This is a genomic window from Duganella sp. OV510 (genome assembly GCF_900100205.1).
In the GTDB taxonomy this organism is placed as follows: domain Bacteria; phylum Pseudomonadota; class Gammaproteobacteria; order Burkholderiales; family Burkholderiaceae_D; genus Rugamonas.
In genome coordinates this window covers 317,840-329,515 of sequence record NZ_FNEQ01000006.1, presented here as the reverse complement: position 1 = coordinate 329,515, position 11,676 = coordinate 317,840, and the positions used below count along the sequence as shown (strand labels likewise).

Genomic DNA, 11,676 nt, shown 5'->3' with positions numbered 1-11,676 from the left:
CTAATATCCGTCGCTATGCTGCCAGCGGAACGACAGTATCGCGGCAATAGACGACAGCACGGCCAGCAGCGCCGCCACATAGTAGACCGACTCGGCGCCCGCCCTCTCCCACCACTGCGCCAGGAACAGCCCGCCCAGCGTGCCGCCGATGCCATACGAAATACTCATGTACAGCGCCTGCCCGCGCGCCTGCAATGGCCCGGAGAACCAGCGCTGCAAGGACATCACCGACGACGAATGATGCAGCGCGAAGGTGGCGGCGTGCATCAGCTGCGCCACGATCAGCAGCCACAATATGTGCGAGCCGAAACCGATCATCAGGAAGCGCAGCACGGCGACGCCCAGTGCCAGGTACATCATGCGCATCGCCCCCCAGCGCTTGAACAGCGGCGCCTGGTTGTAGAACAGCAGCACCTCCGCCAGCACGCCCAATGACCACATGGCGCCGATCACGGTCTTGCTATAGCCGTTGCGCGCCAGGTACAGCGAATAAAAGGTGTACAGCGAGGTGTGCGCCGACACCATCAACGCGGTGGAGACGAAGAAGGCGATCACCTCGCGCCGGCGCAGCAGCGACAGCAACGGCGGTGGCGGCGTCTTGTGCGTGCGGCGTGGCACATCGCGCAGGCGGAACGCCGCCAGGATGGTCGTCACCAGCAGCGCGGCCGCGACCCACGGCAGCGTGATGATGCCGTAGTGCTCCAGCGCCAACGAGGCCAGCGTCACCGAAACGATGAAGCCGAGCGAGCCCCACATGCGGATGCGGCCGTAATACGTCAGGTCGCCCTTCATCTCGGACAGCATCAGCGCTTCGCAGATCGGCGCCTGGCCGCTGGTGAACAGGTTGAGGATTACCATGGCCAGCATGAAGTGACCAAAGGTGCTGCCGAAGAAGAAGCCGGAAAAGCCCACCAGCGCGGCAAAGCCGGCCAGCCGCAGCACCAGCACGCGGCGGTCGTAATGATCGGCGACGTAGCCCCAGACATTCGGGCCGACGATGCGCAACACCTGGATCATCGACATCAGCACGCCGATCTGCGCCACCGTCATGCCCTTGTCGGCAAAGAACAGCGTGGCGTAGGTCGACCAGGTGCCCGCGTGGGCGTAGTAGCAGAAGAGGAATAAGGCGAAGCTGAGCGCTTGTGCCGGCACCGCTTACAGGACGATATTCGGCGTGGAGACTTTCACGTCGCCGCACTGCGCGCGGTGCATCAGCGCGTGGTCGATCAGCACCAGTGCCAGCATCGCCTCGGCGATCGGCGTGGCGCGGATGCCAACGCAAGGGTCGTGGCGGCCGAAGGTTTCCACCATCACGGGATTGCCGTCCTTGTCGATCGACGGGCGCGGCGTGCGGATCGACGAAGTCGGCTTGATGGCGATCGACACGGTGATGTCCTGGCCGGTCGACAAACCGCCCAGCACGCCGCCGGCGTTGTTGCCGACGAAGCCCTGCGGCGTCAGCGGGTCGCCGTGCTCGGTGCCCTTCTGCGCCACCGACTTGAAGCCGGCGCCAATCTCCACGCCCTTGACGGCGTTGATGCCCATCATCGCATAGGCAATGTCGGCGTCCAGCTTGTCGTAGATCGGCTGGCCCAGGCCGACCGGGATGTTTTGCGCGATCACATCGATGCGCGCGCCGATCGAGTCGCCAGCCTTGCGCAGCTCGTCCATATACGCTTCCATGCGTTCGATGACGGCGGCGTCGCCGGTGGCGGCAAAGAACGGATTGTCCGGCACGTGCTGCCAGTCCTGGAACGGCACCGCGATCTCGCCCAGCTGGCTCATGCAGCCCTTGAACACCGTGCCGTACTGCTGGTGCAGCCACTTCTTGGCGATGGCGGCGGCGCCCACCACCGGCGCCGTCAGGCGTGCCGACGAGCGGCCGCCACCGCGCGGATCGCGGACGCCATATTTATGCCAATAGGTGTAGTCTGCATGACCAGGACGGAAGGTGTCGGCGATATTGCCGTAATCCTTGCTGCGCTGGTCTTCATTGCGGATCAACAATGCAATCGGCGTGCCGGTGGTGACACCCTGGTACACGCCCGACAAAATCTCCACCGTATCCGATTCCTGGCGCTGCGTAACGTGGCGCGATGTGCCCGGCTTGCGGCGATCCAGTTCCGGCTGAATGTCGGCTTCCGACAACGGCAATCCCGGTGGGCAGCCATCGATCACACAACCAATCGCGGGACCGTGCGACTCACCAAAAGTAGTTACTGAGAACAATTTGCCAAAAGTATTGCCGGACATAGGAAAAGAATCTTCGGAAAAAAGTGGAAAGTCCTTCATTCTACCAGCCAGCGCGATGTGGCGGGATAGCCGCACAATAATTTCCACAAAGCAAGTTTCGCTTGGTAAAATATCATTCTTTTGATACAAGTATGGTGGCAGTTGCATATCGATGCACGCAGCCCTTGAAAAGTGCATTCTTTTTGACAATTCGCTATATACTTGAACGCAAAGAACACCGAGTAATCTGGAGAAGCGACACATGCCCCCACCGGTCACCCACCTTGAGCAAGCCAAGGATGATCAAGACGATCTGGTATTCTTGGACGAGCATCCGGGTACGCCCGCGCTGAGTAGCAGCGCCCGCAATGTGTGGCGGGTCATGATCATTGACGACGACGAAGACGTCCACTCGACCACCACGTTTGCGCTCGGCAACCTCGACATGCAGCAGCGCCCGCTTGAATTCGTCCACGCGTATTCGGCCGGCCAGGCGCGCGAGCTGCTCAAGCACGAGCAGGAAATCGCCGTCATCCTGCTGGACGTGGTGATGGAACAGGACGACGCCGGCCTGCACCTGGTGCGCTACATCCGCGAAACGCTGAAGCTGCACGACGTGCGCATCATCCTGCGCACCGGCCAGCCCGGCTATGCGCCGGAAATCGACGCCATCCGCGATTTCGATATCAACGATTACAAGACCAAGTCGGAACTGACCCGCATCAAGCTGTTCACCACGGTAACGGCGGCGATACGCTCCTACGAACAGATCCGCAAGATCAACGACAGCCGCCGTGGCCTGACCCAGATCGTTCACGCCAGCACCCAGCTGATGTCGCTGCACGGCGTGCAGAACTTTGCCGCCGGCGTGCTGGCGCAGATCGGCGACCTGCTGGGCTGCGACGCCAACGGCGTGCTGTGCGTGCAGGAATGCCCGGACGACGGCTGCCACGAGCTGATGGTGATGGCCACCGCCGGCACCTTCCGCCATCTCGACAACATCACGCTGACTGTGCGCGAGGACCAGCGCATCCATGACGCCCTGGAGCTGGCGCTGGCGCAGCGCCGCAATGTCTACGGCCCGGACTACATCACCTTGTACTTCGCCGGCAAGGCCAGCCGCGATTTCGTCGCCTTCCTGGAAGTGCGGCGGGCGCCGACCGAGATCGACGAGCGGCTGCTGGAAGTCTTTTGCAGCAACGTCGCGGTCGGCCTGGATAACGTCGAGCTGGTCTCGCACCTGCACAACGCCGCCTTCTACGATCAGCTGTGCAAGCTGCCCAACCGCACGCGGCTGGTGGAAATTCTTGACGCCACCGTGGCCGGCCCGGCGCGCGAGGAAGCCACCTTGTCGCTGGTCGACCTCGACCACTTTGCCGAAACCAATGACGCGCTCGGCCACCAGTTTGGCGACATGCTGCTGATCGGCGTCGCCAACCGCCTGCAGACCGAGCTGGGCGAGCATGTCACCGTGGCGCGCATCGGCGGCGACATCTTCTGCGTGCTGGGCGATTCGGCCCAGGTGAATCCGGGCAACATCCTGGCGCTGTTCCAGCGTGCCTTCAGCATCGATGGGCAGGATGTGCAGCTGTCCGCCACACTCGGCCTGGTGCGCCTGGGCGAGCATGAAGGTAGCGGCGCCGATGCGCTGAAGGATGCCGACATCGCGCTGAAACGCGCCAAGTCGCAGCAGCGCGCCGGCCACTTCTACTTCTCGCGCTCGATGGGCGTGGAGATCCGCGAGCGGGTGCGCATGATGCACGCGCTGCGCACGGCGTTCGGGCAAAACCAGCTGTTCGTGGTGTACCAGCCGCAGCTGGACCTGGCCACCCGCCGCCCGGTCGGCGCCGAGGCGCTGCTGCGCTGGCAGACGCCGGACGGCAAATTCATCTCGCCCGACCGCTTCATCCCGATCGCCGAGTATTCCGGCCTGATTATCGACCTCGGCGAGTGGGTGATGCGCACCGCCTGCCGCGAGCTGGTCGACCTGCGCAAGGCCGGCCACGAGGACTTCATGATGTCGATCAACGTGTCGCAGGTGCAGTTCCGCCATCCGCTATTCCTTGACATGCTGAAGCGCGCGCTGGAAGACACCGGCGCGCCGCCGCAGAATATCGAACTGGAAATCACCGAATCGATGGCCATGGAAGAGCCGGACCTGCTGATCAAGATGCTGGGCCAGATCAAGCAAACCGGCGTCAGCATCGCGATTGACGATTTCGGCACGGGTTTCTCATCGCTATCTTATTTGCAACGGCTGCAGATCGACCGGCTGAAGATCGACCGCGCCTTCGTCACCGAAATCACCGGCTCGGCGCGCGGCAGCAGCATCGCCGAAATGGTCATCCAGCTAGGCCGCAACCTCGGCCTGGCGGTGATCGCCGAAGGCGTCGAGGACGAACGCCAGGCGCAAATCCTGCAATCGCTGGGCTGCCCGCTGGCCCAGGGCTTCCTGTTTGCCCGGCCGATGACCGCCAGCGCGCTCAACGGCTGGCTCAACAACGACGCGCTCGAAGGCGCGGCATAAATGAAAACGCCACCCGAGGGTGGCGTTTCTATTAGTCCGCAGCCTGTTCGGCTTCGGCCGGCCAGTCGCGAATGTAGGCTTTCAGCATGCGGTTCTCGAAGCTTTGCGCCTCCAGCACCGCGCGTGCCACATCGTAGAACGAGATCACGCCGAGGATGGTCTTGGCATTCATCACCGGCAGGTAGCGCGCGTGCTTTTCCAGCATGATGCGGCGCACTTCGTTGACGTCGGTGTCCGGCGTAACGGTAATCGGATGGTCTTCCATGTGCTTGCGGACCGTGCCGCCGCCCACGGTGCCCTGGTTTTCGTGCAGCGCGCGCAATACCTCGCGGAAAGTCAGCATGCCCACCAGATCGCCAAATTCCATGACGACCAGCGAGCCGATATCTTTCTCGGCCATGGTGTTGGCGGCGTCCGCCAGGGGTTGATCGGGTGAGATGGTGTAAAGGATGGAACCTTTAACCTGGAGAATTTCCGAGACTTTCATATTGGGCCGTCCTGTCCGCTGATATACGCTCTGTGAATGGGAGTTCTAGTTGTTCTTAGCCTTGAAGCGACTGTAGCCTATGCCCGCCAAAAAAGCCAGCGCTTCCGATAAGCAAAACATAACATTGGTGTCGTGCGGTTGCCACGATGCATTTCGGGTTAGGATGCGCAGCATACCGACAACCAACATGAGACACCATGAGCGGCATCAATTCTCCCGGTTTTCATACCCTGTCGCTGCACGCCGGCGCGGCCTTGCCCGGCGCTGACGCCACCACCATGCTTGAAGAACGTATCGCCGCGCTGGAAGGCGGCGTGGCGGCGGTGGCCACGGCCAGCGGCGAACTGGCGCTGTATCTCGCCATCAGCAGCATGGCCAGCGCCGGGGCGCACGTCGTCGCCTCGCGCGCGCTGCACGCTGGCTCGTGCCGGCTGCTGGCTTCCGTGTTCAGGCGCTTCGGCATCCAGGTCACGTTTGTCGATCCGCGCAATCTGGACGCGTGGCGCGCCGCCATCCAGCCGGAAACACGGCTGCTGTTTGCCGAAACGCTGGGCGGCGGCGGACTGGAAGTGCTGGACATTCCGGCTGTTGCCGCCATCGCGCACGAGCATCACCTGCCGCTGATGGTCGACGCCACGCTGACCACACCATGGCTGCAGCAGCCAATCGGGCACGGCGCCGACCTGGTGCTGCATGCCGCTCCGTTAGGCGGCCTGCTGGTGGACGGCGGTACTTTCGATTGGCAAGCCGCCTACGAGCACACCGGCCGCTACGCCGAGCTGTGCGAGCCTTACGACGCCCTGCCCGGCATCGTATTTGCCGAGGAATCCACCGTCGCGGCCTTCTCGCTGCGTGCGCGACATGAGAACCTGGCGCCTATCAGCCCACATCACGCGGCGGCCATCCTGCACGGCCTGGAGACGCTGCCGCTGCGCATGGAGCGGCATGTGGCCAACACACGCAAGGTGGTGGAGCTGCTGGCCGCGCATCCGGCGGTATCGGCGCTGCATTATCCTGAACTGCCGACGCATCCAGACCATGAAGTGGCGCGGCGCCTGCTGCCGAAGGGCTGCGGCGCGGCGTTGTCCTTCCGTCTGAATGGCGCGTTGCGCTTTACCGACGCACTGCAAGTCTTCTCGGCTGCGGTGGATCTCGGCGGCGCGCGCTCGCAAATCATCCTACCCGCATCGGACGTGGCCACGCTGCATCTGTCCATCGGCCTTGAGGATGCCGATGATTTGCTGGAAGACCTGTCGCGCGCATTGAAACTGTCGCAGAAAGGAAGCTGACATGCTGCTGACCGTACAAGGCATACCAAGCTACTGCTACACCGGCGGCGTGCCATTTGATGCTGCGCGTCCGACCGTGGTGTTCATTCACGGTGCGCAGAACGACCATTCGGTATGGGCGCCACAGGCGCGCTACTTTGCCCACCTGGGCTACGCCGTGCTGGCGGTCGACCTGCCCGGCCACATGCGCAGCAAGGGCGCACCGAAGACCAATGTTGAGGAGATGGCCAGCTGGCTGCTGGCGTTGCTGGATGCCGCCGGCGTGCGCGAAGCCGCGTTGATCGGCCACAGCATGGGTTCACTGATCGCGCTCGAAGCGGCTTCTCATGCGCCGCAGCGCGTCACCCATCTGGCGCTGGCCGGCAGTACCTACCCGATGAAAGTGGCCGATGCCTTGCTGGCAACCGCGCGCGACAATGAGCCGGCTGCCATCGACATGGTCACGGCCTGGTCGCATTCTTCGCAAGCCAGCCACACCGTGCGCAACAGCGCGCGCCGCCTGATGCAGCGCATGCCGGGCCGGCTGCACACCGACCTTGCCGCGTGCAACAGTTACGCTAATGGCGAACTGGCCGCCGCCGCGGTACGCTGTCCTACCCTGTTCGTGTTCGGCGCCAGCGACGTCATGACACCAGCAAAATCCACCAGGGTGCTGGCCAGCGCTATCCCGCACGCGCAAAGCGTGACGCTGGACAGCGGGCACGCGCTGATGAGCGAGCAGCCGCAGGCCGTGCTGGAGGCACTGATCGGCTTTATCGGCAGTCGATAGGACCGAAATGGTCGGCCAGGGTTTTGCCCAGGCCTGCTTCCACGGCGGTTTCCACCTCGCGCGCCAGCAGCGCGGCTTCGCGTGCGGCACGCTGGTCGCGCTCATCGTCGCTATCGGCCACCACGCCGGCGTTGACCGGCATGCCGGCGAAGACGAACAGACGGTAGACATCGGCCAGCGTCAGTTTTTCCATATTGGCGAGGACGACCCAATGGTCCGAGCCGTCGCTGACGCGCTTGCCCCACTGGACGCGCTTCGGCGCCGGCACCGCCACCCGGCCCACCCAGCCTTCCGCCAGCATCCGTTCCAGCAGGTTATCCATTTCATCGAAGCCGAGGCGCGTGCGGGCGCGGATATGCCCGGCGCTGACCAGTGCCGTATCGCCGCATTTGCAAGCCACGTGCAGCACTTTGAGAATCGCCATCGCGTCAACAAATTCGCCACCCGGCTGCGCCTCGTGCCACCAGCGCTCGTACTTCACCACCGGCAGCGCCGCCGCCAGCAAGGCGCCGACCAGCGTAATCATCCAAGATACGTAGACCCACAGCAGGAACAACGGCACCGCAGCCAGTGCGCCGTATATCTTCGAGTAGGTCGGAAACTGGGTGATGAAAATACCGAAGCCGCGTTTGGCCACTTCAAACGCCACGCCGGCCACCAGGCCGCCCCACGCGGCGTCATGCCAGTCGACGTCGCGGTTGGGCACCACCACATACAGCAGCGTGAACGCGGCCATGGTCAGGGCCAGCGAAACGGCGGTGTACACCACCGCGCCAAGCACCGGCACGTGCCCTACCAGGTCGCTGGTCGCCATGAACACCTGCGACGACATGGTCAGCGACACGCCGATCAGCAAAGGCCCGAGCGTGATCAGCGCCCAATAGACCAGTATCCGCCTGGTCCAGCTGCGCTGGCCGCGCACGCGCCAGATACGGTTGAACACGCGCTCGATCAGGTTCATCATCGCGATCGACGTAAAGATCAGCGTCACCGCGCCCACCGCCGACAGCCGCGTGGCCTTGGAGGCGAACATCGTCAGATAGTTGAGGATGTTGTTGGAAATCGTCTTCGGCATCACGCTCTGCACGAAGTACGCCTCCAGCGAACTGCGGAAGGCGTTGAACATCGGGAAGGTGGTGAAAATCGCCAGCGCGATGGTCAGCAGCGGCACCAGCGCGAACACCGTGGTGAAGGTCAGACTGCCGGCAACCTGCGGCAGGCTCTCTTCGCGCAGGCGGCGCTGCGCGAACAAGATCAGGTCGCGCACTTCGGGCCAGGACAGCGAGCGTACGGTCTGAATGCCGCTGCGGCAGGTGCGGAACAGGTACACCAGGGTCGGACGGAGGTATTTTTCGTACATAAGTATCAATCGTGACAACAGTGGCAATGATACCATCCGCTAAAGCGCCCTATAATACCGCTGATGAACCATCCTAACCTGACTATTCTTGTTCTGTTTTACTCCCGCCACGGCGCCACCCGCAAGCTGGCGGAACTGATCGCTCAAGGCATCGAAAGCGTGCCTGGCTGCGACGCGCGGCTGCGCACCGTGCCGGCCGTGTCGAGCGTCGCCGAGGCCACCGAGCCGGAAGTGCCGGCCGACGGCGCGCCTTACGTTGAACTGGACGACCTGACCGAATGCGCCGGCATCGCCGTCGGCTCGCCTACGCGCTTCGGCAATATGGCGTCGGCGATGAAGTATTTCTGGGATGGTACCGCCAGCCAGTGGCTGTCCGGCGCGCTGGCTGGCAAGCCGGCATGTGTGTTCACCTCTACCGGCAGCCTGCACGGCGGCCAGGAATCGACGCTGCTGTCGATGATGATCCCGCTGTTCCACCATGGCCTGATGGTGCTGGGCCTCCCCTACACCAATCCGGAACTGATGACCACTTCCAGCGGCGGCACACCCTATGGCGCCAGCCACTGGTCTGGCCTGGACGGCAAGAAGGTCATCACCGACGACGAGAAACGCCTGGCCATCGCGCTGGGCAAGCGGCTGGCTGAAACAGCGGTCAAACTGAAGGAATAGGCGCCATGGAAACCACAATGCAAAAGTATTTTCACTGGGGCGCGATCGGCAGCCTGGTGACGCTGATTGTCTGGTGTGTGTTGTGGGAGATGGTGTTGGCGCCGCTGAAGCCCGGCGGTTCCTGGCTGGTGCTGAAGGCCGCGCCGTTGCTGCTGCCGCTGTACGGCGTCTACAAGCGCGATATCTACACGCTGCAATGGACATCGATGATGATACTGCTGTACTTCGCTGAAGGCGTGGTGCGCGGCTGGAGCGATACCGGTGACGTGTCGGCGTGGCTGGGCTGGGGCGAAGCACTGGTGGTGTGCGTGTACTTTGTCTGCGCGGTGCTCTATCTGCGTCCGTACAAGCGCGCCGCCAGGAAGATGGCCAAGGAGTTGCTGGATAAAGTGAAGATCAACACGGTCAAATGATGGACTTCCTGACGCAATGCCGCGCCATCGCCGGCGACGCTTATGTGCTGGCTGCGCCAGCCGATATGGCGCCCTTCGTCACCGATCAGCGCGGGCGTTTTACCGGCAAGGCGCTGGCAGTGCTGCGTCCGGGATCGGTGGACGAAGTGGCGGCGCTAGTACGCGTCTGCGCCGAACATCGCGTGGCCGTGGTGCCGCAAGGCGGCAATACGGGACTGGTGCTGGGCAGCGTGCCGGATGCCAGTGGCGCGCAGGTGCTGCTGTCGCTGGCGCGGCTGAACCGCGTGCGCCAGGTCGATGCGGTCAACCGCACGATGACCGTGGATGCAGGCTGCATTCTTCAACACATCCAGGAAGTGGCGGCGGCCGAGGGCTGCCTGTTCCCGCTGTCGCTGGCGGCGGAAGGCAGTTGCACCATCGGCGGCAACCTGGCCACCAATGCCGGCGGCACGGCGGTTCTGCGCTACGGGAATACGCGCGAGTTATGCCTCGGCCTGGAGGTCGTTACGCCGCAGGGCGAGATCTGGAGCGGCTTGCGCGGCCTGCGCAAGGATAATACCGGTTACGATCTGCGCGACCTGTTCATCGGCGCCGAGGGCACGCTGGGCATTATCACTGGCGCGGTGCTCAAGCTGTATCCGCAGCCGAAAGCCAGCATCACCGCGCTGGCAGCACTGCCCTCGCCTGCGCATGCGCTGCAACTGCTGGTGCTGATGCAGGACCATTGCGGTTCCAGCCTGACAGGATTCGAGTTAATGTCGCGCTACTGCCTGGCGCTGGTGGCCGAGCAGTTCCCGCAATTGCCCAAACCGTTCGCAGGCCCACATCCGCAATACGTGTTGTTGGAATTGTCGAGCAGCGAGTCGGAGCAGCATGCGGTCGGGTTACTGGAACACGCGATCGGCGCGGCGCTGGAGCGCGGCGTTATCAATGATGCGGTGGTGGCATCTTCGGTGGCGCAATCGGCCGGGCTGTGGCAGTTGCGCGAGCATATCCCGCTGGCGCAGGCCAAGGCGGGCAAAAATATCAAGCACGATATTTCGCTGCCGGTGTCACGCATTGCGGACTTCATCGAAGTCACCGGACCGTTGCTGGATGCGGCCTTCCCCGGCTGTCAGCTGGTGTGTTTCGGCCATCTGGGCGATGGCAACCTGCATTACAACGTCGCACCACCACCTGGCATTTCCAACGACGATTTCCTGCTTCAGCAGGATCAGGTCAATCGCGTGGTGTATGACAGCGTGGAATTGTTCGGCGGCTCGATTTCGGCCGAACATGGCATCGGTGCGTTGAAGCGCGATGAACTGGCGCGCTATAAATCGCCGGTAGAACTCAACATGATGCGAGCCATCAAAGCGGCATTGGACCCACTGGGTATCATGAATCCCGGGAAAATCCTTTGAGCGAGGCTGAGATGAAACTGCTGATCGTTGTTGTATTGTGGGCTGTCGCCATGGCGGCGCATGCGCAAAGCGTCTACAAATGTACGGTGGACGGCAAGGTCAGTTACAGCGACGCGCCTTGTCCCGCTGGTGCGCAAGCCGCCACGCTGGACGCGCCGGCCGCGCCGAAGGCCGATCCTGCCGCAGTGCGTGACCTGAAGCGTCAGCAAAAGCAAGCCAGCGCACTGGAGAAGGCACGCCTCAAGCAGCAGGAGCGCGACGAGCGCGAATCCGCCCGCGCAGCGCAGGTCGCGGCTGTGCAGCGCAAAAAGTGCGACAAGCTGAAACTCAATAAACGCTGGGCTGACGAAGACGCCCGCCGCGCCAGCGGCCAGGCCACCGAAGCCGCCCGCCTGCGCGCCCACCGCGCCGGCGAAGCCATGGCGCTGGAGTGTCCACGCTAATGTCCGACCGCCCACCATCCCCTCCACCAGCGACGCCAGCCTCCCCCGCCAAGGCTGGCGGCAGCGCCGTAGCGGATGGCGGCG

General features: G+C 63.3%; 11 protein-coding genes. 7 read left to right on the top strand and 4 right to left on the bottom strand.

All coding sequences use genetic code 11. The features are described from left to right. Positions 1–1,152, bottom strand: a complete 1,152-nt coding sequence (locus BLS51_RS17910) for an MFS transporter (protein WP_090185587.1) — start codon at positions 1,150–1,152, stop codon at positions 1–3. A gap of 3 nt (positions 1,153–1,155) precedes the next feature. Beyond that, entirely contained in the window at positions 1,156–2,253 is a 1,098-nt protein-coding gene (gene aroC, locus BLS51_RS17905; RefSeq protein WP_090185584.1) for a chorismate synthase, read from the bottom strand. 241 nt (positions 2,254–2,494) lie between these two features. Between aroC and BLS51_RS17900 the strand changes: the two genes are divergently transcribed. Then, positions 2,495–4,759, top strand: a complete 2,265-nt coding sequence (locus tag BLS51_RS17900) for a putative bifunctional diguanylate cyclase/phosphodiesterase (protein ID WP_090185581.1) — start codon at positions 2,495–2,497, stop codon at positions 4,757–4,759. 31 nt (positions 4,760–4,790) lie between these two features. Here BLS51_RS17900 and BLS51_RS17895 read toward each other — a convergent pair whose 3' ends face one another. Next, entirely contained in the window at positions 4,791–5,246 is a 456-nt protein-coding gene (locus tag BLS51_RS17895) for a CBS domain-containing protein (RefSeq protein WP_090185578.1), read from the bottom strand. 197 nt (positions 5,247–5,443) lie between these two features. On the opposite strand from BLS51_RS17895, the gene BLS51_RS17890 reads away from it, so the two are divergent. Together BLS51_RS17890 and BLS51_RS17885 are read left to right on the top strand one after the other, a co-directional pair. After that, a complete protein-coding gene (locus tag BLS51_RS17890; RefSeq protein WP_090185576.1) occupies positions 5,444–6,535 on the top strand; it encodes a PLP-dependent transferase in 1,092 nt (363 codons plus the stop codon). A gap of 1 nt (position 6,536) precedes the next feature. Further along, entirely contained in the window at positions 6,537–7,304 is a 768-nt protein-coding gene (locus BLS51_RS17885) for an alpha/beta fold hydrolase (RefSeq protein ID WP_090185574.1), read from the top strand. On the opposite strand, the gene BLS51_RS17880 is transcribed toward BLS51_RS17885, so the two are convergent. Continuing rightward, positions 7,288–8,664 carry a YihY family inner membrane protein gene (locus tag BLS51_RS17880; RefSeq protein WP_090185571.1) on the bottom strand — a complete coding sequence of 459 codons (1,377 nt, stop codon included), beginning with the start codon at positions 8,662–8,664 and terminating at the stop codon, positions 7,288–7,290. The two genes, BLS51_RS17885 and BLS51_RS17880, sit on opposite strands and share 17 nt — an antisense overlap. Before the next feature lie 63 nt (positions 8,665–8,727). Between BLS51_RS17880 and wrbA the strand changes: the two genes are divergently transcribed. The 4 genes from wrbA to BLS51_RS17860 are packed head-to-tail and all read left to right on the top strand — an operon-like array spanning position 8,728 to position 11,592. Then, on the top strand, positions 8,728–9,333 hold the full coding sequence (wrbA, locus tag BLS51_RS17875) for an NAD(P)H:quinone oxidoreductase (protein ID WP_090185569.1): 606 nt from the start codon (positions 8,728–8,730) through the stop codon (positions 9,331–9,333). A 5-nt stretch (positions 9,334–9,338) separates the two neighbouring features. Next, positions 9,339–9,746 carry a DUF2069 domain-containing protein gene (locus tag BLS51_RS17870; protein WP_090185567.1) on the top strand — a complete coding sequence of 136 codons (408 nt, stop codon included), beginning with the start codon at positions 9,339–9,341 and terminating at the stop codon, positions 9,744–9,746. After that, positions 9,743–11,149 carry an FAD-binding oxidoreductase gene (locus tag BLS51_RS17865; protein ID WP_090185565.1) on the top strand — a complete coding sequence of 469 codons (1,407 nt, stop codon included), beginning with the start codon at positions 9,743–9,745 and terminating at the stop codon, positions 11,147–11,149. The genes BLS51_RS17870 and BLS51_RS17865 overlap by 4 nt, the downstream gene beginning before the upstream one ends. A gap of 11 nt (positions 11,150–11,160) precedes the next feature. Beyond that, positions 11,161–11,592, top strand: a complete 432-nt coding sequence (locus BLS51_RS17860) for a DUF4124 domain-containing protein (RefSeq protein ID WP_090185563.1) — start codon at positions 11,161–11,163, stop codon at positions 11,590–11,592. Positions 11,593–11,676 lie beyond the last annotated feature (84 nt).

Excerpts from the sequence above, each read along its gene's own strand:
- aroC (WP_090185584.1), bottom strand. The coding sequence starts at position 2,253 with ATGTCCGGCAATACTTTTGGCAAATTGTTCTCAGTAACTACTTTTGGT.
- BLS51_RS17900 (WP_090185581.1), top strand. The coding sequence starts at position 2,495 with ATGCCCCCACCGGTCACCCACCTTGAGCAAGCCAAGGATGATCAAGAC.
- BLS51_RS17895 (WP_090185578.1), bottom strand. The coding sequence starts at position 5,246 with ATGAAAGTCTCGGAAATTCTCCAGGTTAAAGGTTCCATCCTTTACACC.
- BLS51_RS17890 (WP_090185576.1), top strand. The coding sequence starts at position 5,444 with ATGAGCGGCATCAATTCTCCCGGTTTTCATACCCTGTCGCTGCACGCC.
- BLS51_RS17885 (WP_090185574.1), top strand. The coding sequence starts at position 6,537 with ATGCTGCTGACCGTACAAGGCATACCAAGCTACTGCTACACCGGCGGC.
- BLS51_RS17880 (WP_090185571.1), bottom strand. The coding sequence starts at position 8,664 with ATGTACGAAAAATACCTCCGTCCGACCCTGGTGTACCTGTTCCGCACC.
- wrbA (WP_090185569.1), top strand. The coding sequence starts at position 8,728 with ATGAACCATCCTAACCTGACTATTCTTGTTCTGTTTTACTCCCGCCAC.
- BLS51_RS17870 (WP_090185567.1), top strand. The coding sequence starts at position 9,339 with ATGGAAACCACAATGCAAAAGTATTTTCACTGGGGCGCGATCGGCAGC.
- BLS51_RS17865 (WP_090185565.1), top strand. The coding sequence starts at position 9,743 with ATGATGGACTTCCTGACGCAATGCCGCGCCATCGCCGGCGACGCTTAT.
- BLS51_RS17860 (WP_090185563.1), top strand. The coding sequence starts at position 11,161 with ATGAAACTGCTGATCGTTGTTGTATTGTGGGCTGTCGCCATGGCGGCG.